Origin of the sequence: Variovorax paradoxus NBRC 15149, assembly GCF_001591365.1 — a bacterium.
GTDB classification, from domain to species: Bacteria; Pseudomonadota; Gammaproteobacteria; order Burkholderiales; family Burkholderiaceae_C; genus Variovorax; species Variovorax paradoxus.
Window position 1 is genome coordinate 443,302 of the sequence record NZ_BCUT01000005.1, and the last position, 26,682, is coordinate 469,983.

The 26,682-nt window shown below is 66.8% G+C and carries 28 protein-coding genes; 23 read left to right on the forward strand and 5 right to left on the reverse strand.

Annotated elements, in window-relative coordinates; translation table 11 throughout:
* Positions 1-45 precede the first annotated feature (45 nt).
* The 23 genes from fliE to VPA02S_RS22560 all read left to right on the forward strand — a co-directional run bounded on the left by fliE (position 46) and on the right by VPA02S_RS22560 (position 19,431).
* Positions 46-363 (forward strand): flagellar hook-basal body complex protein FliE, encoded by a 318-nt coding sequence (gene fliE, locus VPA02S_RS22450; RefSeq protein WP_015866941.1) that lies wholly within the window; start codon positions 46-48, stop codon positions 361-363.
* 166 nt (positions 364-529) lie between these two features.
* Positions 530-1,768 (forward strand): flagellin FliC, encoded by a 1,239-nt coding sequence (locus tag VPA02S_RS22455; RefSeq protein ID WP_027730281.1) that lies wholly within the window; start codon positions 530-532, stop codon positions 1,766-1,768.
* Between the two features lie 152 nt (positions 1,769-1,920).
* Positions 1,921-3,369 (forward strand): flagellar filament capping protein FliD, encoded by a 1,449-nt coding sequence (gene fliD, locus VPA02S_RS22460; protein ID WP_062365654.1) that lies wholly within the window; start codon positions 1,921-1,923, stop codon positions 3,367-3,369.
* Between the two features lie 23 nt (positions 3,370-3,392).
* Positions 3,393-3,815, forward strand: coding sequence for a flagellar export chaperone FliS (gene fliS, locus VPA02S_RS22465; RefSeq protein WP_015866938.1), 423 nt, complete (start codon positions 3,393-3,395; stop codon positions 3,813-3,815).
* Positions 3,816-3,846: 31 nt separating this feature from the next.
* Positions 3,847-4,176 carry a flagellar protein FliT gene (locus VPA02S_RS22470; protein ID WP_230537932.1) on the forward strand — a complete coding sequence of 110 codons (330 nt, stop codon included), beginning with the start codon at positions 3,847-3,849 and terminating at the stop codon, positions 4,174-4,176.
* A 24-nt stretch (positions 4,177-4,200) separates the two neighbouring features.
* Positions 4,201-5,361 carry a flagellar hook-length control protein FliK gene (gene fliK, locus VPA02S_RS22475; RefSeq protein WP_062365656.1) on the forward strand — a complete coding sequence of 387 codons (1,161 nt, stop codon included), beginning with the start codon at positions 4,201-4,203 and terminating at the stop codon, positions 5,359-5,361.
* Positions 5,358-5,651, forward strand: coding sequence for an EscU/YscU/HrcU family type III secretion system export apparatus switch protein (locus VPA02S_RS22480; protein WP_015866935.1), 294 nt, complete (start codon positions 5,358-5,360; stop codon positions 5,649-5,651). The genes fliK and VPA02S_RS22480 overlap by 4 nt, the downstream gene beginning before the upstream one ends.
* Before the next feature lie 201 nt (positions 5,652-5,852).
* Positions 5,853-6,191: a flagellar transcriptional regulator FlhD gene (gene flhD / locus VPA02S_RS22485; RefSeq protein ID WP_026284204.1), complete on the forward strand. Its 339-nt coding sequence runs from the start codon at positions 5,853-5,855 to the stop codon at positions 6,189-6,191.
* Positions 6,188-6,796 (forward strand): flagellar transcriptional regulator FlhC, encoded by a 609-nt coding sequence (gene flhC, locus VPA02S_RS22490; protein ID WP_018906380.1) that lies wholly within the window; start codon positions 6,188-6,190, stop codon positions 6,794-6,796. The genes flhD and flhC overlap by 4 nt, the downstream gene beginning before the upstream one ends.
* Before the next feature lie 63 nt (positions 6,797-6,859).
* Positions 6,860-7,720, forward strand: coding sequence for a flagellar motor stator protein MotA (gene motA, locus VPA02S_RS22495; RefSeq protein ID WP_015866932.1), 861 nt, complete (start codon positions 6,860-6,862; stop codon positions 7,718-7,720).
* Between the two features lie 18 nt (positions 7,721-7,738).
* The gene (gene motB / locus VPA02S_RS22500) at positions 7,739-8,686 is read left to right on the forward strand and encodes a flagellar motor protein MotB (RefSeq protein ID WP_015866931.1); all 948 of its coding nucleotides are present in this window, start codon (positions 7,739-7,741) and stop codon (positions 8,684-8,686) included.
* Between the two features lie 43 nt (positions 8,687-8,729).
* Positions 8,730-10,790 carry a chemotaxis protein CheA gene (gene cheA, locus VPA02S_RS22505; protein WP_062365657.1) on the forward strand — a complete coding sequence of 687 codons (2,061 nt, stop codon included), beginning with the start codon at positions 8,730-8,732 and terminating at the stop codon, positions 10,788-10,790.
* Positions 10,791-10,826: 36 nt separating this feature from the next.
* Positions 10,827-12,143 (forward strand): EAL and HDOD domain-containing protein, encoded by a 1,317-nt coding sequence (locus tag VPA02S_RS22510; protein ID WP_062365659.1) that lies wholly within the window; start codon positions 10,827-10,829, stop codon positions 12,141-12,143.
* Positions 12,144-12,155: 12 nt separating this feature from the next.
* Positions 12,156-12,977, forward strand: coding sequence for a CheR family methyltransferase (locus tag VPA02S_RS22515; protein ID WP_062365661.1), 822 nt, complete (start codon positions 12,156-12,158; stop codon positions 12,975-12,977).
* Positions 12,974-13,627: a chemoreceptor glutamine deamidase CheD gene (cheD, locus tag VPA02S_RS22520; RefSeq protein WP_062365663.1), complete on the forward strand. Its 654-nt coding sequence runs from the start codon at positions 12,974-12,976 to the stop codon at positions 13,625-13,627. Before VPA02S_RS22515 ends, cheD begins: the two co-directional genes overlap by 4 nt.
* Entirely contained in the window at positions 13,624-14,703 is a 1,080-nt protein-coding gene (locus VPA02S_RS22525; RefSeq protein ID WP_015866926.1) for a protein-glutamate methylesterase/protein-glutamine glutaminase, read from the forward strand. Before cheD ends, VPA02S_RS22525 begins: the two co-directional genes overlap by 4 nt.
* A gap of 29 nt (positions 14,704-14,732) precedes the next feature.
* Positions 14,733-15,128 (forward strand): chemotaxis response regulator CheY, encoded by a 396-nt coding sequence (gene cheY / locus VPA02S_RS22530; RefSeq protein WP_026284205.1) that lies wholly within the window; start codon positions 14,733-14,735, stop codon positions 15,126-15,128.
* Between the two features lies 1 nt (position 15,129).
* Positions 15,130-15,786: a protein phosphatase CheZ gene (cheZ, locus tag VPA02S_RS22535; RefSeq protein WP_015866924.1), complete on the forward strand. Its 657-nt coding sequence runs from the start codon at positions 15,130-15,132 to the stop codon at positions 15,784-15,786.
* A 78-nt stretch (positions 15,787-15,864) separates the two neighbouring features.
* Positions 15,865-16,404, forward strand: coding sequence for a nucleotidyltransferase family protein (locus VPA02S_RS22540; protein ID WP_062365664.1), 540 nt, complete (start codon positions 15,865-15,867; stop codon positions 16,402-16,404).
* Between the two features lie 36 nt (positions 16,405-16,440).
* Positions 16,441-16,869, forward strand: coding sequence for a GNAT family N-acetyltransferase (locus tag VPA02S_RS22545; protein ID WP_015866922.1), 429 nt, complete (start codon positions 16,441-16,443; stop codon positions 16,867-16,869).
* Between the two features lie 41 nt (positions 16,870-16,910).
* Positions 16,911-17,351: a VOC family protein gene (locus VPA02S_RS22550; protein ID WP_062365667.1), complete on the forward strand. Its 441-nt coding sequence runs from the start codon at positions 16,911-16,913 to the stop codon at positions 17,349-17,351.
* A 26-nt stretch (positions 17,352-17,377) separates the two neighbouring features.
* Positions 17,378-18,388 carry a hypothetical protein gene (locus tag VPA02S_RS22555; protein ID WP_244883715.1) on the forward strand — a complete coding sequence of 337 codons (1,011 nt, stop codon included), beginning with the start codon at positions 17,378-17,380 and terminating at the stop codon, positions 18,386-18,388.
* Entirely contained in the window at positions 18,385-19,431 is a 1,047-nt protein-coding gene (locus VPA02S_RS22560) for a hypothetical protein (RefSeq protein ID WP_062365669.1), read from the forward strand. Before VPA02S_RS22555 ends, VPA02S_RS22560 begins: the two co-directional genes overlap by 4 nt.
* A gap of 40 nt (positions 19,432-19,471) precedes the next feature.
* Here the strand turns inward: VPA02S_RS22560 and VPA02S_RS22565 are convergent, their stop codons facing one another.
* Genes VPA02S_RS22565 through flhB form a run of 5 tightly spaced genes read right to left on the reverse strand, consistent with a single transcriptional unit; the run spans position 19,472 to position 26,663 of the window.
* The gene (locus VPA02S_RS22565; protein ID WP_081247619.1) at positions 19,472-20,203 is read right to left on the reverse strand and encodes an RNA polymerase sigma factor FliA; all 732 of its coding nucleotides are present in this window, start codon (positions 20,201-20,203) and stop codon (positions 19,472-19,474) included.
* Positions 20,178-21,080: a MinD/ParA family ATP-binding protein gene (locus VPA02S_RS22570; RefSeq protein ID WP_062365671.1), complete on the reverse strand. Its 903-nt coding sequence runs from the start codon at positions 21,078-21,080 to the stop codon at positions 20,178-20,180. Before VPA02S_RS22570 ends, VPA02S_RS22565 begins: the two co-directional genes overlap by 26 nt.
* A complete protein-coding gene (gene flhF, locus VPA02S_RS22575; protein WP_062365672.1) occupies positions 21,077-23,431 on the reverse strand; it encodes a flagellar biosynthesis GTPase FlhF in 2,355 nt (784 codons plus the stop codon). The genes VPA02S_RS22570 and flhF overlap by 4 nt, the downstream gene beginning before the upstream one ends.
* Positions 23,428-25,521 carry a flagellar biosynthesis protein FlhA gene (gene flhA, locus VPA02S_RS22580; RefSeq protein WP_062365674.1) on the reverse strand — a complete coding sequence of 698 codons (2,094 nt, stop codon included), beginning with the start codon at positions 25,519-25,521 and terminating at the stop codon, positions 23,428-23,430. Before flhA ends, flhF begins: the two co-directional genes overlap by 4 nt.
* Positions 25,518-26,663: a flagellar biosynthesis protein FlhB gene (gene flhB / locus VPA02S_RS22585; protein ID WP_062365675.1), complete on the reverse strand. Its 1,146-nt coding sequence runs from the start codon at positions 26,661-26,663 to the stop codon at positions 25,518-25,520. Before flhB ends, flhA begins: the two co-directional genes overlap by 4 nt.
* Positions 26,664-26,682 lie beyond the last annotated feature (19 nt).

Genomic DNA, 26,682 nt, shown 5'->3' on the forward strand with positions numbered 1-26,682 from the left:
CTCCCTCTTCATATCCAGATCCAACCCATCCAGAGAGAGCTCTCCATGTCGATCACCGCCATCGAATCCGTCCTGCAGCAGATGCGCGCCACCGCGCTGCAAAGCGGCATTGCGCAACCCGCCGCCGAGGCGGCCCAGCCCGGGGGCTTCGCGGCCGAGCTGCGCCGCTCGCTCGACAGCATCAGCACCGCGCAGACCAAGGCCTACGGCCAGGCCGAGGACTTCGAAATGGGCAAGCCCGGCGTGGCGCTGAACGACGTGATGGTCGACCTGCAGAAGGCCAACGTCGCTTTCCAGACCGGGCTGCAGGTGCGCAACCGGCTGGTGGCGGCTTACCAGGAAGTGATGAACCTGCCCGCCTGAACGCCGAGGTTGTGGGGCGCGCATCTTTTTTTGCGCCGGACTCTAAATGTTTGAAAAGCCCTGCCGATAACTAAACCAACGATGGCTTGAGTCTCACAGTGGGAGCGGGTCCAGCGTTGCGGCCTGAGGGCCGGAGTCCACAACCTTTGTCTATCAGGAGTCGAACATGGCGCAAGTCATCAACACCAACAGCCTTTCCCTGCTCACGCAGAACAACCTCAACGCGTCGCAATCGTCGTTGAACACGGCGATCCAGCGCCTGTCCTCCGGCCTGCGCATCAACAGCGCCAAGGACGACGCCGCCGGCCAGGCCATTGCGAACCGCTTCACGGCCAACATCCGCGGCCTGACGCAAGCCTCGCGCAATGCCAACGACGGCATCTCGCTGGCGCAGACGACGGAAGGCGCGCTCAAGGAAGTGAACAACAACCTGCAGCGCGTTCGCGAACTGTCGGTGCAAGCCGCCAACGGCAGCAACTCGGGCAGCGACCTGCAATCCATCCAGGACGAAATCAAGCTGCGCCTCGGTGAAATCGACCGCGTGTCCAAGCAGACCGACTTCAACGGCGTGAAGGTCCTGTCGTCGTCGGCCAAGCCGCTGACCGTGCAGGTCGGCGCCAACGACGGCGAGACCATCGACATCGACCTGAAGGAAATCAGCTCGAAGACGCTCGGCATGCAAGGCTTCAACGTGGCCGGCCCCGGCGCCACGGCTGCCTTCGCATTCGACGGCGTGACCGGTTCGGCCGCTGGCGATGCGCCCACGGTTGCCCAGCTGAAGTCGCTCTACGGTTCGACCACGGCCGTCACCACGACCACCGTCGCCGAGAAGACCACCGACGACCTGTCGACCAAGCTCGGCCTGGCCGCAGGCGGCGCCACGCTCACCGGCAACACCGTTGCCGACAAGAACGGCAACCTGTTCGCCGAAGTCTCGATCACGCCCACCGGCGCCGGCGAAACCTCGTCGCTCATCAACCAGGGCTTCACCGGCGCGGTCGACGGCACCGCCATGTTCCGCTACATCGCGCTCGACCCGGCTTCTGCCGACACGGCCACGACCGCCGGCACGGCTGCCTTCACCGTCGACACCTCGAAGGTCTCGGTCGCCAGCCTGCAGACCGGCTCGACCGCCAACCCGCTCGAAGCCATCGACGCAGCGCTCAAGCAAGTCGACGACCTGCGCAGCTCGCTGGGTGCGGTGCAGAACCGTTTCGACTCGGTGATCTCCAACCTGGGCACCGCCATCACCAACCTGTCGTCCTCGCGCTCGCGCATCGAAGACGCTGACTACGCAACCGAAGTGTCGAACATGACCCGTGCGCAGATCCTGCAGCAAGCCGGTACCTCGGTGCTGGCCCAGGCGAACCAGACCACGCAAGGCGTGCTGTCGCTCCTGCGCTGATCTGAAAGGCATTGCGCAGGCCGCCGGGCGAAAGCCCGGCTCCGCCTGCGCTGTTCCCTGCGGCCTGGTTCCGGCCAGGCCGCAGACGACAGCGAAAGCAATCCTGACAGCCGCCGCCGCCTCCTCATTCACAGACATCAGGAAATTTCAACATGGCATCGATCAGCAGCCTGGGCGTGGGCTCCAACCTCGACCTGAGCACCTTGCTCTCGCAGCTGCAGACGGCGGAGAGCCAGCCGCTGGTGGCGCTGCAGCAGCGCCAGGTGAGCTACACGAGCAAGCTCTCGGCCTACGGCACGCTGCAAAGCTCGCTGGGCACGCTGCAGGCCGCGGCCAAGAAGCTCTCGGACCCGGCGCTGTTCCAGGGCGTGAAGGCCGTCTCCAGCGCAACCGACGTGCTGACCGCGGCAGCCGCAGGCACGGCCGCGGCCGGCACCTATGCCGTCGAGGTGACGCAGCTTGCGCAACCGCAGTCGCTGGTTGCGGCGGGCCAGGCGAGCACCACTGCCGCCATCGGCAGCGGAACCATCACCATCGATTTCGGCGCCATCACGGGCGGCACGCTCGATGCGGCCACCGGCACCTACAGCGGCTCCGGCTTCACCAAGGACGCCACCCGCACCGCCGTGCCGATCACCATCGACAGCAGCAACAACACGCTCGCGGGCATCCGCGACGCCATCAACGCCGCCAAGGCCGGTGTCTCGGCCAGCATCGTGAACGACGGCAGCGGCACGCCCAACCGGCTGGTGCTGACCTCCTCGCAGACCGGCGAGGCCTCGAGCATGCGCGTCTCGGTGGCGGGCGATGCAGCGCTGCAGAACCTGCTGAACAACGATCCCGCGGGCACGCAGAACCTGCGGCAGACGGTGGCAGGGCAGAACGCCAAGCTCAGCGTCAACGGCATTGCCGTGACCAGCGCGAGCAACACCGTCAAGGAAGCCATCCAGGGCACCACGCTGACGCTGCTCAAGACCGGCAGCAGCAGCCTCTCGACCCAGGCCGACACGGCCGCGGTGGAGACGGCCATCAACGATTTCGTCAAGGCCTACAACAGCCTGCAGGCCACCGCCAACACGCTGACCGCCTACAACCAGGACTCCAAGACCGGCGCCGCGCTCGTCGGCGATTCGACGCTGCGCAACCTGCAGACGCGCATCCGGCAGGCGCTCACCACGCCGCAGGCCGGCGGCCCCGACGACATGAAGGTGCTGTCCGAGATCGGCGTCGCCTTCCAGAAGGACGGCACCATGGCGGTCGATTCGACCAAGCTCAAGTCGGCCCTGGCCGGCAACCTGGCGGGCGTCTCGGGGCTGTTCGCGAGCGCCACCGGCAGCACCGCCGGCTACGGCAAGCAGCTGAGCGCGCTGGTGGACGACCTCACCTCCACCGGCGGCGCGCTCAAGGTCGCGTCCGATGGCATGACCGCCTCGCTCAAGCAGCTCGACGAGCAGTACGCCGACATGAAGACGCGAGTGGACGCCAAGGTGGAGCGCTATCGCACGCAGTTCACCCAGCTCGACCTGCTCATGAGCCAGATGAACCGGACCAGCAGCTATCTCACACAGCAATTCGCGAGCATGCAAAGCAGCAGCAAGTAGCCATTCCAGCGGAGCAAGCAGTCATGTACACCCCCCACACCTTCAGGACCGGCGCCAGCGCGTATGCGCACGTCGGCATGGAGACGCGCACCATGAGCGCGTCGCCGCACCAGCTCATCGTCATGCTGTTCGACGGCGTCGTCACCAGCATCGGCATGGCCCGCCACCACATGGCCACCGGCGACATGGCCGCCAAGGGCAACGCGATCTCCAAGGCCGTGAGCATCGTCGACAACGGCCTGAAGGCCGCCCTCGATGCCAAGGCCGCGGGCGCGGCCGGCGCCGAGCTGGTGGGCAATCTCTCGGCGCTGTACGACTACGTCATTCGCCGGCTGCTCTATGCCAACCTGCACAACGAGCCCAAGGCACTCGACGAGGCCGAGGCATTGCTCGAGAACGTCGCGTCCGCATGGCGCGAGATCGGCGGCGCCAGTGCCGGCAATTGATTCCAACCCCACCGCATTGGAAGCGCAGGCCGTGCCAGTCCGCCACGAAGTCGTCCACTGCTATGGCGAGCTCGCCTCGGCCATGTCGCTCATGGCTTCGCTGGCCCGCGCGAGGGAATGGGACCGGCTGCCCGAGCTCGAAGCCCGCTGTGCGCAGCTGGTCGACCGGCTCAAGGCCGTGGGCGCGGTGTCGCTCGATGCCGCGCAGCTGGAACAGGTGCGCGGACTGATCGCGCGCATCCACGCCGACCAGGACGAGGTGTGCGCGCTGGTCAAGCCGCAGCTGGAGCGCCTGGTGGCCAAGATGGCCCAGCTGCAGAACCGCAGCGATCTTGGCAAGGCCTACGGCCTGCCGCACTGATCGCCGGACGCTGCACCCGAAGCCATGAACAGACCGATCGGACCTGCCGTCGATGCGCTGCTTGCCTCGAAGCTTTCTTCGGCGCGGCCGGACCTCGCCGTGCTGCAGACCGAGGTCGGCACCAGCATGCCGGTCGGGCCGATGGCCGAGATCCAGAAGGTCAAGAACGATGTCCGGCTGCCGTCCCATGCGCCGCTCGAAACGCGCCTTGACACTGGCGCCGCGCCCGCACTGCCGCGCGCCGATGCGCCGCCCTCGATCGACACGCGGTGGTCGGCGGCGGCACGCGTCATCGGCGCCGTGCTGGCGGACCTGCATGCCGAACCGGAGCCGGTGCGCGGTGCGGCGCCGCTGTGGGCGTCGCCGCAGGAAGCTCCGTCCGGCGCCGTGCTCGCGGCCGCGCTGGGACGATCGGTGAGCGGCAGCGGGCTGTTCTACGAATCGCACCTGCTCGAATTCGCCACGGGGCTGCGCACGCTGTCGCAGCTGGCCGAGGAGCCGCAGGTTCGGTTGACGCAGCCGCTGCCGATGCTTCAGCAGCCGGCCGGGCCTGGCACCTCTCGGGCGCAGCCGACGGCGATGGCCCAACCCGCTGTGGCCCAGCCCGCTGGCGCCGCGCCGGCCGCCCAGATCCACCAGGCCGCGGTTGCCTCGGCCAGCCACATGGCCGCGATCGCCGCGATGGCCGCGCCGTCCGGCGAGGAGCGCATGGCCAGCCTGGGCGTCGGCGAAACCGATGCGGCCAATGCGCCGGCGCGCGCGCCAGCGCCGGCCGCGGCCGATCTGATCCATCCGCAGACCGCCGCGCTGGTGCACCAGCAGCTCGACCTGCTGGCCACCGCCGTGTTCCGCTGGAGCGGCCAGGCCTGGCCGGATGTGCCGATGGCGTGGTCGATCCACGAGGAAACCGGGCAGCCCGGCGATGCGCCGGAAGGCCGCGGCGACGGCGGCGGCACGCCTACGCGCCGCTGGACGACCACGGTGTCGCTCACGCTGCCGAATCTGGGGGCAGTGGACCTTCGCCTGAGCCTTGCGGGCGAAATGGTCCAGGCGCACCTGGCCGCACGCGAGGCCGCGACGCTGGCCCGCCTGCGCAGCGACGGCGGCGAACTGGCACCGCGCCTCGCGGCCGCGGGCCTGCGGCTGCAGGACCTGCAGATCACCGCCATGGAGCGCACCGCATGACGACCCCGGCACAACCGCGCCAGAGCGCCGTGGCGCTGTCCCATGCCGACACCGCGAAGGCGCCGGTGGTCGTGGCCAAGGGCTATGGCGTGACGGCGGAATCGATCCTGCGGCAGGCGCGCGAGAACGGTGTCTACGTGCACGCCTCGCCGGACCTGATCCGGTTGCTGATGCAGGTGGACCTCGATCGGCAGATTCCGCCGCAGCTCTATCTGGCGGTGGCCGAGGTCATGGCATGGATCCACGGAATCGAGAACGGCAGGGGCCAGGCGGCAGGGCGATTCGATTAATGCTTTGTCATTAGATTCACATCTTTTTTGAGAACTGGTCGCAGCGACGGAAGCCCCGTCGTGCTATTGCAACAAAAGCTTACATGTACTTGTAGCCCTGTTTACAGTTTGAGTAGTGCAGAAGGTTACAAGTGTTAAATATTGTGAATAATCCAATCAGGACATGACTGAACGGAGTGCATTTTGGAAACGGATAACGTGATGAGCGTAGCCAACGGCGAAATCTCCCGGGAAATCGGCGACATCAATCTCGCCTACATGCTGCTGGCGCAGAAACTGGTCAAGCAGGACCGCGTGGCGGCGATGTTTAGGCTCGGCGTGAGCAGCGAACTGGCCGACATGCTGGCCGGCATGTCGCTGGCGCAGATCGTCAAGCTGGCGGCGTCGAACTTCCTGCTGTGCAGTTTCAGGCTCGACGAACACGCCTCGATGTCGGCGGTGGTTGGCGAAGGTAAGGACACGATGCTGCAACAAGCACACATGTCGATCCTGATGTCGGCACGGAGCCTGCAGACCCGAAAAGCAGCGGTGCCGGCATGACGCGCAAGAGCGTGCTGGGCGAGGTGCGGGAAGTGCAGCTCGCGATCCAGCTGATCCAGCTGGGCGCCCGCCTGCAGTTCCTGGAGTCGGAGGTGGGCCTGAGCCGCGAGCGCCTGATCCGCCTCTACAAGGAAATCAAGGGAGTTTCACCGCCCAAGGGATTGCTTCCATTTTCAACCGATTGGTATATGACGTGGCTGGCGAATATCCATTCGTCAATGTTTTACAACATGTATCAATTCATGAAAATTCATTCGGACGAAGAAAAAGTCTGGATATTGATTAAAAGCTACAAGCTTTATTTGCAGCAAATTGCAGCCCAGGACAGCGAGCCAATTCTGGATTTCACGCGCGCCTACACGATGGTGCGCTTTTTCGACAGCGACATGCTGCAGCTGAGCACCTGCTGCCGCTGTTCGGGCCAGTTCGTCGCGCATGCGCACGACCACAAGAGCGGCTACGTGTGCGTGCTCTGCAGGCCGCCGTCGCGCGCGGGCAAGGCGCGCGGCGCCAAGCGCGGCGCCGATGGCGAGGCCGGCGCGCTCGGCATCGAAGGCATGGGTTTTGGCGTGGAGGCGGCGCCGGGCGGCGCGGGCCTCCACTGACACGGACCCTGCCCGCCGGGCAGGGCTTTTGAATCGACGCCTCAAGGGCAATAGGGGAAGCGCGTGCTCCTTCTGGTTGGGTATCTGGTGGTGGTTGGCGCCGTCTTCGGCGGCTATGCGCTCATGGGCGGGCACTTCGGCGTGCTGTTCCAGCCGGTCGAGCTGCTGATGATCGGCGGCGCCGCGCTGGGCGCCTTCCTGGCCGGCAACAACGGCAAGACGATCAAGGCCACGCTCAAGGAGCTGCCGCTGCTCTTGCGCTCGTCCAAGCACAACCGGCAGCTCTACCTGGACCTGCTCGCGCTGCTCTACGAGCTGCTGGCCAAGGCGCGCAAGGAAGGGATGATGAAGCTGGAGTCCGACGTGGAGGACCCGGCGCAAAGCGAGATCTTCCGCCGCTACCCCGAGATCCTGGCCGATGCCGGCGTGATGGAGTTCCTGTGCGACTACCTGCGCCTGGTCATCAGCGGCAACACCGATGCGTTCGAGATCGAGGCGCTCATGGACCACGAGATCGAGACCATCAAGCACGAGGCCGAGATGCCCGTGCACAGCCTCTCGCGCGTGAGCGATGCGCTGCCCGCGCTGGGCATCGTCGCGGCCGTGATGGGCGTGGTGCATGCGCTGGGCTCGGCCGATTTGCCGCCCTCGGAAATGGGCGCGCTCATCGCGCACGCCATGGTGGGCACCTTCCTTGGCGTGCTGCTGGCCTACGGCTTTGTCTCGCCGCTGGCTTCGCTGATCGACCAGAAGGTGTCCGAGGGCATGAAGCTGTACCAGTGCACCAAGGTCACGCTGCTTGCGAGCCTCAACGGCTATGCGCCGCAGCTGGCGGTGGAGTTCGGCCGCAAGGTGCTGTTCTCGACCGAGCGGCCCAGCTTCACCGAGCTGGACAGCCACGTGCGCGAAGTCAAGGCGCGCTGAGCGGCGCGGCGCATCGTCATGAGCACCGAAAAGCACAGGGTCGTGGTCAGGCGCGTGGCCGCCCATGGGGGCGGCGGGCACGGCGGCGGCTGGAAGATCGCCTATGCCGACTTCATGACCGCCATGATGGCGTTTTTCCTCGTGATGTGGCTCTTGTCCAATACCTCGCCGAAGCAGCGCGAGGGCATCGCCGAGCACTTCCGCATGCCGCTGAAGGTGGCGCTCAGCGGCGGCGAGAAGAGCAGCACCAGCATCAGCGTGGTGCCCGGCGGCGGCATGGACCCGAGCACGCGGGCCGACGGCGAGGTGCAGCGCGCCGACGCCGAGGACGACGCCGATGCGGACCGCCTGGCCAGCATGAAGGAGCGGCTGGACAAGCTCATCGAGAACAGCCCGGTGTTCCGCCAGTTCCGCTCGCAGATCCTGATCGACATCACGACCGAGGGCCTGCGCCTGCAGATCGTGGACAACGAGAACCGCCCGATGTTCGACCTGGCCAGTGCGCAGGTGGTGCCGCACATGCGCGCCATCCTGCGCGAGCTCGGACCCACGCTCAACGAGCTGCCCAACAAGATCACGCTGTCGGGCCACACCGATGCCTTCGTCTACAGCAACGGCGACCGCTCCTACGGCAACTGGGAGCTGTCGGCCGACCGGGCCAACGCCTCGCGGCGCGAGCTGGTGATGGGCGGCATGGCCGAGAACAAGGTGCTGCGCGTGGTCGGCCTGGCCGACAGCATGCACCTGGACCGCAGCAATCCGCGCAACCCGATCAACCGGCGCATCAGCATCATCCTGCTGAACCACCGCACCCAGCAGCAGATCGAGAACGAGAACAGCGGCGGTGGCGGTGCCGGCGCCATCCTGCCGGCAAGGGCGAAGGCATCGCCGCCGCCACTGCTTTCCGCGCCCACCGACAACCTCAAGGTGACCGTCAAAGGGTCGCCGGCAGCCACGCACCCCTAAAGACATTGACGCCGGCACGCATGCACGCCGGTTCGGAGCAACGATGGATCTCAGTCAGTTCACACAGGCATTTTTTGTCGAAGCCGTCGAGCTTCTGGCGCAGATGGAGCAGCTGCTTCTCGAGCTGGACGCCGAGGCGCCCGACAGCGAGCAGCTCAACGCCATCTTCCGTGCCGCGCATTCGATCAAGGGCGGCGCGGCCACCTTCGGCTTCGTTGCGCTGACCGACACCACCCATCTTCTGGAAACCCTGCTGGACCGCGCGCGCCACGGCCAGCTGACGCTGAGCCGCTCGATGATCGATTCATTCCTGGAAACGAAGGACGCCTTGCAAGAACAACTGATCGCCTACCAGGCCGAGAACGAACCCGACCCCGAGCGCGTGGCGCACATCTGCGAGGTGCTGCGCCAGCTGGCGCTGGAGAGCGACGTTGCCCAGGCGGCGCCTGCACCGGCACCCGTGCCTGCACCCGCACCCGCACCCGCCGCCATGCCCGTTGCTGCCGTCGCCGCTGTGTCCGCGGCGGGCGGGGCGCTGCGCATCCGCTTCTCGCGCCTGTCCGACAGCGAATGCGAGCTGCTCGCCGACGAGCTCGGCAACCTCGGCAAGCTGCTGTCGCGCACGCGCAGCGGCGACCAGCTCACGGTGCTGCTCGACACCAGCTGCGCGCCAGACGACATCGTGGCCGTGTGCTGCTTCGTCATCGACGAATCGCAGATCGAGATCACGGCCGAGCCGGCTGGCGGCGATGCGGCTCCTGCGGCCGCGCCCATGGCCGCCGCGCCGGCCGCACCGGTGGCCGCGGCATCGCAGCCCGCTCCAGCGCCGGCCAACGCAGCACCCCGGGCGGCTTCCGCTTCGGCCGCCGCAGCAGGCGCCAAGGATTCGAGTTCGATCCGCGTCGACGTGGAAAAGGTCGACCAGCTCATCAACCTGGTGGGCGAGCTGGTGATCACGCAGTCGATGCTCACGCAGGCCGCCACCATGCTCGACCCGGTGGAATGCGAGCGCTTCCTGAGCGGCCTCGGCCACCTGGAGCGCAACGCGCGCGACCTGCAGGAATCGGTGATGTCGATCCGCATGATGCCGATGGACTATGTGTTCAGTCGCTTCCCGCGCGTGATCCGCGACGTCAGCGCCAAGCTCGGCAAGGAAGTGCGCCTGGACACCTTCGGCAAGGAGACCGAGCTCGACAAGGGCCTGATCGAGCGCATCATCGACCCGCTCACGCACCTGGTGCGCAACAGCCTGGACCACGGCATCGAGACGCCGGCGCAGCGCATCGCCAAGGGCAAGGAAGCCGAAGGGCAGCTGCTGCTGTCGGCGCAGCACCATGGCGGCAACATCGTGATCGAGGTCAGCGACGACGGCGCGGGCCTGAACCGCCAGAAGATCCTCGCCAAGGCCATGCAGCAGGGCCTGCCCGTGACCGACACCATGCCCGACGACGAGGTGTGGCAGCTGATCTTCGCGCCCGGCTTCTCCACGGCCGAGCAGGTCACCGACATCTCGGGCCGCGGCGTCGGCATGGACGTGGTCAAGCGCAACATCCAGGAGATGGGCGGGCACGTGGAGATCAGCTCGCGCGAGGGCTGGGGCACCACCACCCGCATCGTGCTGCCGCTCACGCTGGCCATCCTCAACGGCATGTCGGTCAAGGTGGGCAGCGAGGCCTACATCCTGCCGCTGAGCTACGTGATCGAGTCGCTGCAGCCGCGCACCGAGCACCTGCATTCGATCACCAGCGATGGCCATGTGATCAAGGTGCGCGGCGAGTACCTGCCGCTGATCGAGCTGCACGGCGTGTTCGACGTGGCCGGCGCGCAGACCGATCCGACCCAGGGGATATTGGTGATCGTGCAGGCCGGCGAGACGCGCTTCGCGCTGCTGGTGGACGAGCTGCTCGGCCAGCACCAGGTGGTGGTCAAGAACCTGGAGACCAACTACCGCAAGGTGCCGGGCATTTCGGCCGCCACGATCCTGGGCGACGGCAGCGTGGCTTTCATCATCGACGTCGATGCCATGCCGCGCATCCAGCGCGCGCACGTGGAGCGCGCCACCGTGCTGGCCCGCGCGGCGCGCACGGAGCCGGTCGCGGCCTGACGGATACGACAGAGACAACCCCACGGAGACGATGCAATGCGTTTTGATTTTTTCCGGCGCAGCGCGGCCGAGGAAACGCCGGCAGCCGAAACGGCCCAGGGCCTGGCGATGCCGCGCAATGCAGAGGGCTTTGTGGCCTACACCTTGCTGCTCGATGCGCACAAGCGCGTCGCAGGCTACAGGCTCGCCTGGCGCGCGGCCGCCAGGCCCGAAGAAGCGCCGGATGCGATCAGCCAGTTCAAGTCGCTCGTGGCCTGCGTGACGGAACACCTCAACCCGCCGGACACGCCATGGCGGCTGGGGCGCAGCGAACTGTTCTTCGACGTGAATGCCGAATTGCTGGCGCTGGGCGCGCTGCAGTCGCTGCCGCCCGAGTACACCGTGCTGTGCGTGGAGCTCGGCGACCTGGCCAACGAGGAGCTGCGGCCGATATTGCACTTCCTGCACGAGCAGGGGTTCAGCTTCATGCTGTGCCGCGCCAAGGCGCTGCCCGAAGATCCCGAACTGCTCGGCCTGGTGAGCCATTTCGACGTGGGTGCCGGCGATCCCCTGCTGGTGGCGGCCGCGCGCGGCAAGGAGCTGCCCGACCACATGCCGATCCAGCCGATCGCCACGCGCATGGCCTCGTGGAAAGACTTCGAAGCCTGCGCCGTACGCCGCGTCGACGTGTTCGCCGATCCGAGCTGCGGCCTGCCGCTGCCGCCTGCGGCGAGCACCGGCAGCCATGCGCTGCAGCCCGAGTCGGTGCTGATCATGCGGCTCTTGCAGATGATCCAGCGCAACGAGGACCTGCGCGAGATCGAGGCCGCCCTCAAGCGCGATGCCGCGCTCACCTACCGGCTGCTGCGCCACATGAATTCGCCGGCCGTGGGTGCCGGCGTCGAGATCCATTCGCTACACCACGCGGTGACGATGCTCGGCTACTCGCCGCTGTTCCGCTGGCTCTCGCTGCTGCTGGCCACCAGCAACCCCATGGGCAGCCCGCCCTTCATGATGAAGAAGGCCATCATGCGCGGCCGCTTCGTCGAGCTGATGGGCGAGATCATGCTGCCGCGGGGCGAGTCGGACAACCTGTTCGTGGTCGGCATGTTCTCGCTGATCGACCAGCTGCTGGGCATTCCGATGCAGGAGGTGCTCAACAAGGTGCAGCTGTCCGATTCGGTCCAGCAGGCCATCCTCACGCGCGGTGGCGTGTACGGCCCCTTCCTCTCGCTGGCCGAGGCCTGCGAGCTGGACACCGGCGAGGCGGCGCGCCTGGCGGAGGCGCTGCTCCTGAGCGCGAGCCAGGTGAATGCCGCGCATTTGTCGGCACTGGCCTGGTCGCAGGACGTGATCCCGGCCGAAGCCGCCTAGCGAGATGCGCGCATGACTTCCGAATTCCTTTTCACCGACGGCGATTTTTCGCGCATTCGCACGCTCATCCACCGGCGCGCCGGCATCGCGCTGGGCGAGCACAAGCGGCAGATGGTGTACAGCCGGCTCTCGCGCCGGTTGCGCGAGCTCGGGCTGCCCGAATTCTCGGCCTACCTGGCCATGCTGGAAGACAGCCGCGACGGCCAGGAGTGGCAGCTGTTCATCAACTCGCTGACCACCAACCTGACCTCGTTCTTCCGCGAGGCGCACCACTTTCCGGTGCTTGCGGAACTGGCGCGCAAGTGCACCCAGCCGCCCACCGTCTGGTGCGCAGCCGCATCGACGGGCGAGGAGCCCTATTCGATCGCGATCACGCTGATGGAGGCGCTCGGCGAGCGTGCGAGCGCAGCGCGCGTGATTGCCACCGACATCGACACCGCGGTGCTGGCCCGCGCGTCGGCCGGCGTCTTCACGATGGAGCAGGTCAACCGCATGTCCACCGAGCGCCTGCGGCGCTTCTTCAACAAGGGCACCGGCGCGAACGCCGGCAAGGTGCGGGTGCGTCCCGAGGTGGCCGCCATGGTCAAGTTCTCGCGGCTCAACCTGCTCGATACGTCATGGCCCGTGAAGGAGCCGGTGGACGCGATCTTCTGCCGCAACGTGATGATCTATTTCGACAAGCCCACGCAGAAGAAGCTGCTCGACCGCTTCATGCCGCTGCTCAAGCCGAACGGCCTGCTGTTCGCAGGGCATTCGGAGAACGCCTCGCTGGTCAACCAGAGCTTCAAGACGGTCGGGCAGACGGTGTACGCGCTGGGCAAGGCGCGTGCATGAACACGAATGCGAACACCCATCTTGCTGCGCAGAAGGGCTTCCTGCCCGCGGCCGTGCCGGGTTCGGTGGCCACGCACCACTACTTCGACCGCGACTTCGATTGCGCCGCGGTCAAGCTGCTGCCGGCGGAGTACTACGTGACCGATGCCGGTGTGCTGTTGACGACGGTGCTGGGCTCCTGCGTGGCGGCCTGCATCACCGACGTGGAGGCGGGCGTGGCCGGCATGAACCACTTCATGCTGCCCGACGACGCCGAGGCGGGCTCGCGCGAGCAGGCCGGTGCCATGCGCTACGGTGCGCATGCGATGGACGTGCTGATCGCCGAGCTGCTGCGCGCGGGCGCACGCCGCGAACGGCTCAAGGCCAAGGTCTTTGGCGGCGCCGCGGTGCTGGCGAACATGACCATGCTCAACATCGGCGGGCGCAATGCCGACTTTGTCCTGCGCTACCTCGAGAAGCAGCGCATCGCCGTCGCTGCGCAGGACCTGCGCGGCCTGCATGCGCGCCGCGTGTGCCTGCTGCCGGAGAGCGGCAAGGCGGTGGTGCGCAAGCTGCGCGCGCCGGTCGACATCCAGGCGGTCCAGCGCGACGAGGGCGAACTGCTGCGCAAATGGTCCGCCACATATGGCAAGGGAAGCTGGATCGCATGAAGAAAATCAAGGTACTTTGCGTCGACGACTCGGCGCTGATCCGCAGCGTGATGACCGAGATCATCAACAGCCAGGCCGACATGACGGTGGTCGGCACCGCGGCCGATCCGCTGCAGGCGCGCGACCTCATCAAGGTGACGAACCCCGATGTGCTCACGCTCGACGTCGAGATGCCGCGCATGGACGGCCTCGAATTCCTCGAGAAGCTCATGCGCCTGCGGCCGATGCCGGTGGTCATGGTGTCGTCGCTGACCGAGCGCGGCTCGGAGATTGCGCTGCGCGCGCTGGAGCTGGGCGCGATCGATTTCGTGACCAAGCCGCGGCTCGGCGTGCGCGACGGCCTCTTGCAATACACCGAGCTCATCGCCGGCAAGATCCGCACGGCCGCCGCGGCGCGGCTGCTGCCGGGCCGGCACGGCGCCTCGGCCAAGAGTGCGGGCGAAAACCCGCAGGAGCCGCTGCTGCGCAGCCCGCTCCTGAGCACCGAGAAGCTCATCATCATCGGCGCCTCCACCGGCGGCACCGAGGCCATCCGCGAGGTGCTGCTGCCGCTGCCGCCCGATGCGCCCGCGGTGCTCATTGCGCAGCACATGCCGGCCGGCTTCACGCGCTCGTTCGCGCAGCGCCTGAACGGCCTGTGCCGCATCACCGTGAAGGAAGCCGAGCATGGCGAACGCGTGCTGCCGGGCTACGCCTACATCGCGCCTGGCGGCTTTCACCTGTCGCTCGGGCGAAGCGGCGCCAACTACGTGGCGCAGCTCGACCAGGAGCCGCCGGTGAACCGCCACCGCCCCTCGATCGACGTGCTGTTCGATTCGGCCGCCAGGCACGCCGGCAAGAACGCGATCGGAATGATCCTCACGGGCATGGGCCGGGACGGTGCCGAAGGCCTGCTGCGCATGAAGCAGGCCGGTGCCTACACCTTTGCGCAGGACGAGGCCAGCTGCGTGGTCTTCGGCATGCCGCGCGAGGCCATCGCCCTGGGCGCGGCCGATGAAGTGGCGCCGCTGGCAGAGATGGGGCGCCGCGTGCTGGCCCATCTGCGCACCTTCGGCGAACGCACGAACCGTGTTTGAAAACGAACTGTTGGAGTTGAAGAATCGTGATTGACAAGAGCATCAAAATTTTGGTCGTGGACGACTTCCCGACCATGCGGCGCATCGTGCGCAACCTGCTGAAGGAACTCGAGTTCCTGAACGTCGACGAGGCCGAGGACGGCGCGGCCGGCATCGAGAAGCTGCGCGGCGGCAACTTCGGCTTTGTGGTGTCGGACTGGAACATGCCCAACATGGACGGCCTCACCATGCTGCAGACCATCCGCGCCGACCCCGAGCTTGCCAAGCTGCCGGTGCTGATGGTCACGGCCGAGGCCAAGAAGGAAAACATCATCGCGGCCGCGCAGGCCGGCGCCAACGGCTATGTGGTCAAGCCCTTCACGGCGGCCACGCTCGAGGAAAAGATCACCAAGATCTTCGAGAAGCTCCAGAAAGAGGCGGCCTGACATGACACACGCTGCGCTCGAACCCGCGGAGCACGGGAACACGGCCGAAGAGTTGCTCGGGCGCATCGGGCACCTGACGCGGCAATTGCGCGAAGGCCTGCGCGAGCTGGGCCTGGACAAGCAGGTTGCCAAGGCCGCGCAGGCCATTCCCGATGCGCGCGACCGCCTGGGCTACATCGCCTCCATGACCGAGCGGGCGGCGCACCGCGCGCTCAACGCCATCGACCTGGCGCAGCCGCTGCAGGAAGACCTTGCAAGCAACGCCAAGGGCCTGAGCCGGCGCTGGGACGAATGGTTTGCAAACCCGGTCGAGCTGGACCATGCGCGCCAGCTCGTGATGGACACACGCGGCTACCTGCAGGACGTGCCGCAGAAGGCCGGTGCCATCAACACGCAGCTGATCGAGATCCTGATGGCGCAGGACTTCCAGGACCTCACGGGCCAGGTCATCAAGAAGATGATGGAAGTGGTCAACGACGTCGAGACCCAGCTGCTGCAGGTGCTGATCGACAACTCGCACCTCGACAAGCACGCCGAGAAGCGCCACGAGGCCGAAGCGAGCAGCCTGCAGAACGGCCCGCAGGTGGTGCCCGGCAACCCGGAGGCCGTCACGGGCCAGGCGCAGGTCGACGACCTGCTGGAGAGCCTCGGGTTCTGAGGCTGCGCGGGTCCGCCGGCTTACCATCGGGCCATGACTTCCAGCCCCAAGGCAGACCATGCGCAGAGGCTTGCCGCCATGGTGGCCGCATCGGACGAGTTGATGGCCGCACTGCGGGCCGTCCGCTCGCTCGGGCTGCGGTCCTGGTGCATTGGCGCCGGCGCGATCCGGTCCCTGGTGTGGGACACCCTTCACGGGTTCGACCGGCGCTCGGCCGTCGAAGACCTGGATGTCGTCTACTTCGACGTGGAGGCCAGTCCGGAGCACGATGCCGGCCTTGAAAACCAGCTTCGTTCGGCCATGCCAGGCTTCAATTGGGAAGTGACGAATCAGACGGCCGTGCACCGCTGGTTCGCCGCCGCCCTCGGCCAGGTGGTGCCTCCTCTCGCATCGCTGGAAGAAGGCGTTGCAACCTGGCCGGAATTTGCCACCTGCGTCGGTGTCTGGCTGAACGAGGATGAATCGCTGGGCGTCGTCGCGCCGCATGGACTCGACGACCTGTTCGCGCTGCGCGTCCGGCACAACCCCCTGCGGGCGAGTGTTGCGACCTACCGGCAGCGGGTTGTGGCAAAACGGTTCGGCGAGCGCTGGCCGCGGCTTTTGGTCGAGATGGGCTGAAGGGACAGAATGCGGCCAGCAGCCGGCTTTCAACCCATGAGCAACTTCGAGATCTACACCCCCACGGCCGAGGAAGTGCACTCGGGCGAATTGGGTCGCCGCATGCGGCAGTTCAACTACCGATTTGTCGGCGAATACGGACAGGTGCAGCCGGTCTGGGTCAGCGCGAAGGACCAGGACGGCGCGCTCGTAGGTGGCCTGCGCGGGTTTGTATTCCTGCAATGGCTGAACGTGGAGTTGCTGTTCGTGGACGATGCAGCGAGGCGCCAGGGCGTGGGCCGCAGGCTGCTCGCCATGGCAGAACACAAAGCCCGCGAACTCGGCGCCCGCAACGCGACGCTGAACACATTCGAATGGCAGGCCCGCGCCTTCTACCTCAAGCAGGGATACGAAGAGTTCGGGCGCATCGACGACTACATTCAGGGCTTCTACATGGCGTACATGAAGAAAGCGCTGGAACCATAGCGGCTCCGAACGCCTGCATTCAAAGTCAGGAGAGGAAGGATATGACGCTTAAACGCATGGACAACGTCCTTATCGTTGTCGACGACCTTGAAGCGACCAAGGCGTTCTTCATCGAGTTGGGCCTCAAGCTCGAGGGCGAAACAACAGTGGAAGGGCCCTTGGTCGGACAACTGATCGGGCTCAAGGATGTCCGCGCCACCCTGGCGATGTTGCGGACGCCCGATGGACAGGGGATCGAGCTGGACAAGTTCCACACGCCCAATGCGATCAGGTTTGGTCCCGTGAATCAACCGGTGAACACGCTGGGCATCCGCCGCATCATGTTCGCGGTCGATGGCATCGACAGCGTCGTCGCGCGCATGCGCGCCCATGGGGCCGAGGTCATCGGCGAGATGCAGTATGGAGACAGCTACCGGCTGGCCTACATCCGCGGGCCCGAGGGCATCATCGTCGGGCTTGCCGAGCAGCTTGGCAAGTTGTAATCCCGCGATCGTTTTACGTGAAGCACATGATGATTATTCCTGACGGTCGCAAAGTTTTGGTTGGCGGATGCCTCCTGCTGGTTGGGCTGGCTGCTTTCGCGCAGCCGCAACTGCCGCGGAGCGTTCTGGATCTGAGCTACAAGGTCGGAAAGCCGGCATTCCCGATCGCTGCTTATAGAAATATCGGTGTTGCGGAATTCAGGTCGATGGTAAGCAAGGCATTCCAGAAGTCCGGCTTCTCTTTCATTGCCGTGGATGCGCAGAAAAGCAAGTCGACGGTCTTCGAGTTCAAACTTGATGTCGATCCGAAGTTGCGGTTGGTTCCGACCGTCCTTGTATCTGCCGACGAGTTGCTTGATGGCAGGGGGAAGTGCAATCCATGTTTCTTGAGATTTGCCGATATCAAGAATGCGCAGGATTTCAAGGCGCTTCCGTGGATGGCGCAGTACGAACTGAGCGCGCTACTCGTGCCGGCAATCGACAACGCGTACTCGACGATTGAGTCCGTCGGGCGCGAGCATCTCGACCCTTCGTTCAGGTTCAACTACAAGCGGCAATGGGAAGGCGAGCAGAACTTGTTCGGCAACTCCTTTGCCGGCATCAGTTTGTCCAGCTTCAAGGAAAGCATCGTTCGCGCTTATCGGAGCGCTGGCTTCATACCCATTGAAAGCGAGGCTGCTGACAAGGCTTCCGAATTCGCTCTGGCTTTCAGCTTTCCCGTGGATCCGGCCAAAGACGGCGGCGTGGTCTACAAGGTGAGGATCCGCAGCCAGTACGACGCAGAGGGGCACTGCTACCCCTGTGAGCTCACCGAATACTACGATCCGTACCAGCAACTTCCCCCGGCGGGTTTGTCCGGTGTCCTGAGCCGTGCAACCCTCGAGTCGAGATTCACGGCAGCGCGAGATGCGGCATACCAGAGCTTGCGCACCGACCTCGAGCGCTATCTGCGGCCCCGCTCCGTATTTTCGGTACCCCCCAAACAAGCGCCCCTCGGATCGCCACGTCCACCGCCTGCTCCAATTGCCGTGACATGACCACCGTCCACGTGCAGCCCGCCTCGGGGAGTCCCGTGAGCGCCACGATGCGCCGGGAGCACTGGCTCATCTTTGGCAACCTGTTCGCAGCGTTATCGGCCGGCGCGCTGGCATCGTGGTCGGCTCCGATGATGCTGGCCGTCCTCTATATCAACATATGGCTGCTGGCGAATCCTCATCTGGTTGCGACATACACGCGCATCGGAGCCATCTCATCGCGCATTCGCCTGCGTTGGACTCTGATCGCGGTGGCGCCAATCTTGATATTGGCGGGCTTGACGATCGTTGCTCTTGCATATGAAGCGGCCGGGTTGCTCGCCCTGTATTTCGTACTCCAGGCCTTCCATGTTTCTCGCCAGAGCTATGGGATCGCAAGGCGCCATGACTGTCGGCTTGAGGTGCCTCGGCGCGGCCTGCCCTATCTGCTGATCTACTTGTTTCCCGCGTGGGGATACCTTCATCGCAGTGCGCAGATGCCCAACAGCTTCCTGGGATATCCGATCTGGTTGCCTCCCGTTCCACAGGAGCTGGCCGTTGCGGTTGGAATCGTGGCCGTCACCGGTGCATTGTGCTGGTTTGCATGTCTCGGATACCCCAGGAGCGCGAAGCGGGCGGATGGGCCTTTCAACAGCTTCGTGTTCTCGCACTTGATGATTTCGTTGGTCGGTTACGTCTGGATCAGCGACATCACCGTCGGCTGGTTGGTGGTCAACGTCTGGCACAACATTCAGTACCTGATATTCGTTTATCGCCAGCGTCGGTCCGGAGCCATGACGGGCAAAAGCAGCGAGACATCAGGCAGTGTCTCGGCGCGTCGCAAGTCGCTGGTCGAGGTTTTGAAACCCCCAGCGACTTTTTTTCTGGCTTGTTTAATTGTGGGCGCCGTTCTGTATGCGGCAGCCAGCCGGGTTGGAGAAAGCCTTCTTTGGCTGGGGCTTCCGACCGTTCTAATCGCGCACTTCGTCTTGAACTTTCATCACTATTTGGCGGACAGCGTGATATGGAAGCGTCGTCGTGCCGGCAGACTCGACGATGTCTCGTAGTGCTGATTGACAGGGCTCGTCCTAAGCCCCATCACAACCCCTAAAGCGAATCCTTCAACTTCGCCCGCAACCTGCTGATCGCCTGGCTGTGCAGCTGGCACACGCGCGACTGGGTCACTTCCAGGATCGCGCCGATCTCTCGCAGGTTCAGCTCTTCCTCGTAGTACAGGTTCAGCAGCAGCTGGTCGCGTTCGGGCAGCGCGGCAATCGCATCGACGAGCTCATGGCGGAAACCCGCTTCGAGCAGCTGCGCGAGCGGATCGTCGCCGCCGAGCCGGGCGTCGTTGTGCGCCTGCCGTTCGAGCCAGGGGTTTTCTGATTCGCCGTCCTGTGCGAAGTCTTCCACGTAGAGCAGCTGGCAGCCCTGGATGTCCTGCAGCAGCGACTGGTAGTCGTCCAGCTCCATCTTCAGTTCCCGGGCGATCTCTCCTTCGCTGGCGGAGCGGCCGAGCCGGTGCTCCAGCGCCTGGATGGCCTGTTCGACCTTGCGCGCCGACTGGCGCAGGCCGCGCGAGCCCCAGTCGCTCGCGCGCAGTTCATCGAGCATGGCGCCGCGGATGCGCTGGCTGGCGAAGGTCTCGAACTGCGCGCCGCGGTTGTCCTGGTAGCGCGTGGAAGCGTCGAGCAGGCCGATCATGCCGGCCTGGATCAGGTCGTCGAGCTCCACGCTGGCGGGCAGCTTGGCCAGCATCTGGAGCGCCATGCGGCGCACCATCGGCTGGTGCTGCTTCAGCAGGTGGGACTTCTCAAAGGTTCCCTGCGCGGTGTACACGGCCGTCCCTTTCGTCTTCCGTCTCTTGCTCTTGTGCCGCCACGGGCTCCGATGCCAACGCCTCGGGCCGCCAGAGCGCGGTCCGGGTGTCCTGCGGCCGCACGGCCGGACGCCAGGGCCACTGCGCGACCGCGGCGGCAATGACGCGGAAATCGACCGCCGCCGGGCTGGCCGGGAAGGCCTCCACCGCGGTGCGGGCGAGGCGCCTGGCATCGGCCATGTGCGGGTCGGCGCGGACCCAGCCGGCCGGCTGTATGGAGACCGCGAGGTAGCGGCTGCCGGTGTCGACCAGGTTGGCCATGGTCTGGCGCGCGGCCTCGGGGTCGGCCACGCCATTGACCAGCAGGCGAAGCTGCCTGAGCGCGTGCGCGTAGTGCAGCCGCTTGATGCCCGAATAGGTGGCGGTGATGGAGGCCGGGTGGGGCTGCAGCACCACCACCAGCTCGTCCGCCAGCCGCGCGAGCGGCGACAGGTTGCCGACGGCGTCGAGCGCCGCGTCGACCAGGATCATGCTGCCGTCCCACATCAGGCGCGGGTCGGTGTGGTCGGGTTGGCCGCCGAGCGGTGCCGGCAGCACGTGCACGCCGCACTCGGTGCGCGCGGCGGCGCCCTCGCAGGTCAGCCGCTGCGAGGCGACGTCGGCCAGCGTTCCAAGCGGGTCGGCGGCCCATGCGGCGCACGCCGTATCCGGCCCTGGCCCGTGCTCGTCGAGCAGCAGCACGTCCTTGCCCATGTGGGCCAGCGCGGCGCCCAGGTTCATGGCCGCCGTGGTGGCGCCGGGGCGGTTGCCCATGCTTGCGATCGCGATGATGCGCGCCGACGACTGCGCAAGCAGCCGCCGCAGCCCATCGGCTTGATCCGACACCAGCTTGCTCACGTGTCCAGCGCCTCCAGCAGGAAGAACAGCTTGCCCACGCCGGCATACAGCACGTTGCCCGACACGGGGCGGCCGGGCCGCGCGGGCCGGCCGGTCAGCTGCGACAGCAGCGCGCGGGTGCGGCCGGCCCAGTCGCCGCCAGCCTGCTGCAGGCGCCAGACGGTGGTGGTCACCTGGCCGGCGATGAGCAGACGCTTCATCATGTGCGGATCGCCCGCCTCGCCAAGCCCGCCCAGCACCGAGAGGCCCTGGCGCAGCAGGCGCAGGCAGGGCTCGGCCTCGGCGGCCCAGCTTTGCCATTGCGCGAGTTGCTGCGGCCCGATGTCGCGGCCGATGTTGGTGAGCGCATAGCTCTGCGCCAGCACCTTGTGGCTGCGCGCATCGGTCAGGCGCGTGGCAATGCAGCGCAGGCCGGGCAGGCCGCCGTCGGTGCGCAGCGTGACGCGGGCCTCGGCCACCGATTGCAGCGCGGCCCGGCCCTTGAAGACCACGACGCGCGCCTCGCCAAAATTGAAGTCCAGGCCGGTCAGCGTGGCGTATTCGCCGGTGCGCGGATCGGTCACGGCCGTGGAGCCCGGCGCGCGCGCCATCCATTGCTGGCGCTGCACCTGCCACTGCAGCATGAGCTCGGCCGCGGGCAGCCGCGGCAGCATGTGCACCACGGCCTTGCCGAAGTCCTGCTGGCGCAGCCACTGCACCTGCCGCACGCCGGGCTTGCGCGTGGGGTCGGTGGCGCTGCGGGTCGCGGCGGTGGAAAGCCACTGGTTGGGCGCCGCGAGCGGCTGTCCGCCGCGGTCGGACAGGAGCAGGCTGCCCTGGCACTGGTAGGCGTCGCCGCCTTCGTCGGACTTGAGGCCGACCTGGCCGCTGAGCGCCAGCACGTGGGTGTCGCAGCTTGCGGCAATCTCGCTCGCGGCATGCGCCATGAGCGCCTGCAGCACCGCCTTGTGGCCGACGTCCTCGTCGGCGGCCATCCGCCAGAGCGCGCGCGCCTGCTCGAAGCCCAGCGGCGCGGCCGCGAGTGCCGACGCCGCGGCGGCCACTTCCTGCGCGTCGTGCGCCATGGCGCGGATCAGCTGCCGGTACTGCAGCCGCTGGCGTTCGGCCTCTGCGTGGGCCGCGGAAGCCTCGGCATTTGCCGATCCGTCCTGCAGGTCGCCTTCGCCGGGCACGAACAGCGCGCTGCGGCTGTTGGCCTGGAACGCGCTGTCCACCAGTTGGGCGCGGTCGGCGCGCATCAGGTTCTCGGGCACCTTCTGGCCGCTCGAGACGTAGTGCACCGGCAGGCGGTGGCGGATCACGGTGTCGATCAGCGCGCCGGGGTGCGTGGCCTCGTCGACCTTGGTGAAGATGCAGCCCGCGAGATCGCTGCCGCTGCCGTGGCGGTAGGCATGCACCACCTCGTTGAGCGTGTCGCCGTGGCTCGTGGCATTGAGCAGCAGCAGCCGCTTCACGGGCCGCTGGCTGTTGCAGAGCATGGCGATCTGGTCGGACACGGCGCGGTCGCGCTGGCTCATGCCGACGGTGTCGATCAGCACCATGTGCTTGCCCTGCAGGTCCTGCAGCACCAGGTGCAGGTCGGCCGCGTCCTTCACGGCGTAGACCGGCACGTTGAGGATCTGGCCGTAGATGCGCAGCTGCTCGTAGGCGCCGATGCGGTAGCTGTCGGTGGTGACCAGCGCGAGCTTGTCGGCGCCGAAGCGCATCACGCAGCGCGCCGCGAGCTTGGCCGTGGTGGTGGTCTTGCCGACGCCGGTGGGGCCCATCAGCGCATAGACGCCGCCCTGCGCCAGCAGCGCGTCCTCGTCCTCGTGCACCGGCAGCGTGCGGATCAGTTCGGAGCGCACGAAGGCCATGCCCTGCGCGTAGCTCTGGCCCGTGGGCAGGTGCTCCAGCATGGCCTTGGAGAGGCGGGCGCTGAAGCCGGCGCCCAGCAGCGTGCGCAACAGGCGCCCGCGCATCGGGTCGCGCCGCTGCTTCTCGTTCCAGGCCACGCCGGCCAGTTGCTCCTCGATCATGCAGCGCATCGAATGGAGTTCGCCGAGCACGCTGTCCGCGGCCAGGGGCGCGGGGACAGCGGCAGGCGCTGCGATGGAGGCAATGGTGGGCGCAGGAGCCGCCATGGCTGCCGGCAATGGCTGGGGTGCCGGCGGCGCGGCAGCGGCGCTCGCACGCACGCCTTCCACGTCCTCCTGCACCATGGCCACGATCTCCACGCCTTCGGCGGTCACGCGGTTGGTCAACACGATGGCTTCGTCGCCGAGCGCCTGGCGCGCCAGGCGCAGTGCTTCCCGGCTGGTGGGCGCGACGAACTTGCGCGCGCTGGTGCGGACGTCTGTCGGGATGTTCAAACTCTTCCTCCGATGGTGGCGGTGATCTTGATGTTGCGGGTGTCAGGAATCTCTGCATGCGAGAGAACCTTGAGCTGGCGGAAGCTGCGGCGCAGGAAGCGCGAGAGCAGCACGCGCAGCGAATGCTGGACGACCAGCACCGGCGCCAGGCCCAGCTGCTCCTGGCGCGCGATGGCGGCGCGGGTCTGCTGCATGAGGCTGTTGGCAAGACCCGGCTCGATGCCGTTGTTGTTGGTGAGCGCCTGCTGCAGCACGCTGTCGAGCGCGCTGTCCAGGCCGATCACCTGCAGCTCGGAATCGCCCGGGAACAGCTGCTGCGTGATCGCGCGGCCGAGCGCCAGGCGCGTGAGCGAGGTGAGCTCGGCCGCGTCCTTGACGGTGGGCGCATGCTCGGCCATCACGTCGAGGATGGTGCGCATGTCGCGGATCGGCACCTCTTCGTCGAGCAGGTTCTGCAGCACCTTGTGCAGCGTGCTCAGCGAGATGACCTTGGGCACCAGATCCTCGGTGAGCTTGGGCGCGGTCTTGCCGATCTGGTCGAGCAGCTGCTGCACTTCCTGGCGGCCGAGCAGCTCGGCGGCGTGGGTCTGGATCAGGTGGTTCAGGTGCGTGGCCATCACCGTGCAGGCATCGACCACCGTGTAGCCGAGCACCTGCGCTTCCTGGCGCAGGCTGGCGTCGATCCACACCGCGGGCAGGTGGAAGGCCGGGTCCTGCGTCGGCGTGCCGGGCAGGGTGCCGCTCACCTGGCCGGGGTTGATGGCCATCCACTGGTTGGGGAAGGCCTCGCCGCGGCCGATCTCCACGCCCTTCAGGCTGATCACGTAGGTGTTGGGCGGGATCTCCAGGTTGTCGCGGATGTGCACCACCGGCGCCAGGAAACCGATCTCCTGGGCCACCTTCTTGCGGATGCTCTTGATGCGGCCCAGCAGCTCGCCGTTCTGGGTCTGGTCCACCAGCGGGATCAGCCGGTAGCCGACCTCCATGCCGAGCGGGTCGACCAGCGCCACGTCGTCCCAGGTCGCCTCGGGCGCCTCGGCCGACGGCATGGCCGCGGCCTGGGCTGCGGCGGCCTGTTCGGCAGCGGCCTGCGGCGCGCGCTTCAGCATGCGCCGGCCGAGCCACGCGAGGCTGCCCGCAATCAGCAGGAAGGCCAGGTTCGGCATGCCGGGGATCATCCCCATCAGGCCGATCAGGCCGGCCGTGAGAAACAGCACCTGCGGGTTGGAGAACAGCTGGCCGGTCAGCTGCCGGCCCACGTCTTCGTCGGTGGTGACGCGCGAGACGATCACGCCCGCGGCGGTCGAGATCACCAGCGCCGGAATCTGCGCCACCAGGCCGTCGCCGATGGCCAGCAGCGTGTAGGTCGTGCCCGCGGTGCCGAAGTCCAGCCCGTGCTGCAGCATGCCCACCACCAGGCCGCCGATGATGTTGATCACCATGATCAGCAGGCCGGCAATCGCGTCGCCGCGCACGAACTTGCTGGCGCCGTCCATCGAGCCGTAGAAGTCGGCTTCCTGCGCGACTTCCTGGCGGCGCTTGCGCGCCACCTCCTCGCCGATCAGGCCGGCGTTCAGGTCGGCGTCGATCGCCATCTGCTTGCCCGGCATCGCGTCGAGCATGAAGCGCGCGCCGACCTCGGCGATGCGTCCCGCGCCCTTGGTGATCACCATGAAGTTGATCAGCACCAGGATGATGAACACCATCACGCCCACGGCAAAGTTGCCGCCCACCAGGAAGTGGCCGAAGGCCTCGATCACCTTGCCCGCCGCGTCCGGCCCGGTGTGGCCGTGCATCAGCACCACGCGCGTGGAGGCCACGTTGAGCGACAGGCGCAGCAGCGTGGAGAAAAGCAGCACGGCCGGAAAGGCCGCGAAGTCCAGCGCCTTCATGGTGTACATGCTCACCAGCAGCACCATCACCGACATCGCGATGTTGAAGGTGAACAGCAGGTCGAGCAGGAAGGGCGGCAGCGGCAGCACCATCATGCTCAGGATCAGCACGATCAGGATGGGGCCGGCAAGGCCCTTCCACTGGCTGCCGGAGAACAGTTGCGACTGCAGGCGCGTGAGGGTGGCCATGGCGTTCATGCGGCGGCCTTCGGTGAGTATTCGAGCGATTCAGGAATCGGCAGGTCGGCCGGCGTGCGCGGCGCTTCGCCGCCTTCGCTTTGCCAGCGCTTGAGCTGGTAGACCCAGGCCAGCACCTCGGCCACCGCGGTGTAGAGGCCGGCCGGGATCTCGTCGCCGAGCCGGGTGTGCTTGAAGAGCGCACGCGTGAGCGGCGGCGCCTCCAGGACCGCCACGTTGTTCTCGCGCGCGATCTCGCGGATGCGCGCGGCCATCAGGTCGCTGCCCTTGGCCACCACGCGCGGCGCGCGCATGTCGTGGTCCACATACTTGAGCGCCACCGCAAAGTGCGTGGGGTTGGTCACCACGATGTCGGCCTTGGGCACCTCGGACATCATCCGCCGGCGCGCCATCTGCTGCTGCTGGCGGCGGATCTGCGCCTTGATGTGCGGATCGCCCTCGCTCTCCTTGTGTTCCTGGCGCAGGTCTTCGCGCGACATGCGCAGCTTGCGGTGGTAGCTCCACAGCTGGTAGGGAACGTCGACCAGCGCCACCAGGAACAGCGCGGAGGCGATCAGCGCGCAGTTGTGCGCCACCAGCACGATCATCTGCGGCAGCGCGGCGCGCTCCGATTGCGCCATCAGCGCGGAGACCTCGTCCACGTTGCCCATGATCACCAGCCAGGCCACGCCGCCGATCAGCAGCGACTTGGCCAGCGCCTTGAACAGCTCCGACAGCGCCTGCGCCGAAAACATGCGGCCCACGCCGGCCACCGGGTCGAGCTTGCTGAACTTGGGCGCCAGGGCCTTGGCCGAGAGCAGCCAGCCGCCGAGCATCAGCGGCGCCGCCACGGCCGCCACCAGCATCATGCCGAACAGCGGCACGAGCGCGAGCAGCGCCTGCTGGCCCATGAGCCCGGCACGCGCCAGCATGTGGGAAGGGTCGAACGCCGCGGCCCGGTCGAAGTGCAGGCCCTGGGCCAGTGCGCCGCGCAGGGTGGCGCCGAGCGAATCGGCCGTGAGCCACAGGCCGGCCACGGCGGTGCCCAGCAGCACGAAGGTCGCCAATTCGCGCGACCGCGCCACGTCCCCTTGCTCGCGGGCCTTTTCGAGGCGCTGCGGTGAGGCGGGTTCGGTTTTTTCGAGGTCGCTTTCTTCAGCCATTGATGCTCCGGGCGAGCGT

Excerpts from the sequence above, each read along its gene's own strand:
- cheA (WP_062365657.1), top strand. The coding sequence starts at position 8,730 with ATGGATCTCAGTCAGTTCACACAGGCATTTTTTGTCGAAGCCGTCGAG.
- fliD (WP_062365654.1), top strand. The coding sequence starts at position 1,921 with ATGGCATCGATCAGCAGCCTGGGCGTGGGCTCCAACCTCGACCTGAGC.
- VPA02S_RS22560 (WP_062365669.1), top strand. The coding sequence starts at position 18,385 with ATGACCACCGTCCACGTGCAGCCCGCCTCGGGGAGTCCCGTGAGCGCC.
- flhD (WP_026284204.1), top strand. The coding sequence starts at position 5,853 with ATGAGCGTAGCCAACGGCGAAATCTCCCGGGAAATCGGCGACATCAAT.
- VPA02S_RS22545 (WP_015866922.1), top strand. The coding sequence starts at position 16,441 with ATGAGCAACTTCGAGATCTACACCCCCACGGCCGAGGAAGTGCACTCG.
- VPA02S_RS22540 (WP_062365664.1), top strand. The coding sequence starts at position 15,865 with ATGGTGGCCGCATCGGACGAGTTGATGGCCGCACTGCGGGCCGTCCGC.
- VPA02S_RS22550 (WP_062365667.1), top strand. The coding sequence starts at position 16,911 with ATGACGCTTAAACGCATGGACAACGTCCTTATCGTTGTCGACGACCTT.
- VPA02S_RS22510 (WP_062365659.1), top strand. The coding sequence starts at position 10,827 with ATGCGTTTTGATTTTTTCCGGCGCAGCGCGGCCGAGGAAACGCCGGCA.
- flhA (WP_062365674.1), bottom strand. The coding sequence starts at position 25,521 with ATGAACGCCATGGCCACCCTCACGCGCCTGCAGTCGCAACTGTTCTCC.
- VPA02S_RS22455 (WP_027730281.1), top strand. The coding sequence starts at position 530 with ATGGCGCAAGTCATCAACACCAACAGCCTTTCCCTGCTCACGCAGAAC.
- VPA02S_RS22525 (WP_015866926.1), top strand. The coding sequence starts at position 13,624 with ATGAAGAAAATCAAGGTACTTTGCGTCGACGACTCGGCGCTGATCCGC.
- fliK (WP_062365656.1), top strand. The coding sequence starts at position 4,201 with ATGAACAGACCGATCGGACCTGCCGTCGATGCGCTGCTTGCCTCGAAG.
- VPA02S_RS22515 (WP_062365661.1), top strand. The coding sequence starts at position 12,156 with ATGACTTCCGAATTCCTTTTCACCGACGGCGATTTTTCGCGCATTCGC.
- VPA02S_RS22480 (WP_015866935.1), top strand. The coding sequence starts at position 5,358 with ATGACGACCCCGGCACAACCGCGCCAGAGCGCCGTGGCGCTGTCCCAT.
- motB (WP_015866931.1), top strand. The coding sequence starts at position 7,739 with ATGAGCACCGAAAAGCACAGGGTCGTGGTCAGGCGCGTGGCCGCCCAT.
- VPA02S_RS22555 (WP_244883715.1), top strand. The coding sequence starts at position 17,378 with ATGATGATTATTCCTGACGGTCGCAAAGTTTTGGTTGGCGGATGCCTC.
- fliE (WP_015866941.1), top strand. The coding sequence starts at position 46 with ATGTCGATCACCGCCATCGAATCCGTCCTGCAGCAGATGCGCGCCACC.
- flhC (WP_018906380.1), top strand. The coding sequence starts at position 6,188 with ATGACGCGCAAGAGCGTGCTGGGCGAGGTGCGGGAAGTGCAGCTCGCG.
- fliS (WP_015866938.1), top strand. The coding sequence starts at position 3,393 with ATGTACACCCCCCACACCTTCAGGACCGGCGCCAGCGCGTATGCGCAC.
- cheD (WP_062365663.1), top strand. The coding sequence starts at position 12,974 with ATGAACACGAATGCGAACACCCATCTTGCTGCGCAGAAGGGCTTCCTG.
- flhB (WP_062365675.1), bottom strand. The coding sequence starts at position 26,663 with ATGGCTGAAGAAAGCGACCTCGAAAAAACCGAACCCGCCTCACCGCAG.
- cheZ (WP_015866924.1), top strand. The coding sequence starts at position 15,130 with ATGACACACGCTGCGCTCGAACCCGCGGAGCACGGGAACACGGCCGAA.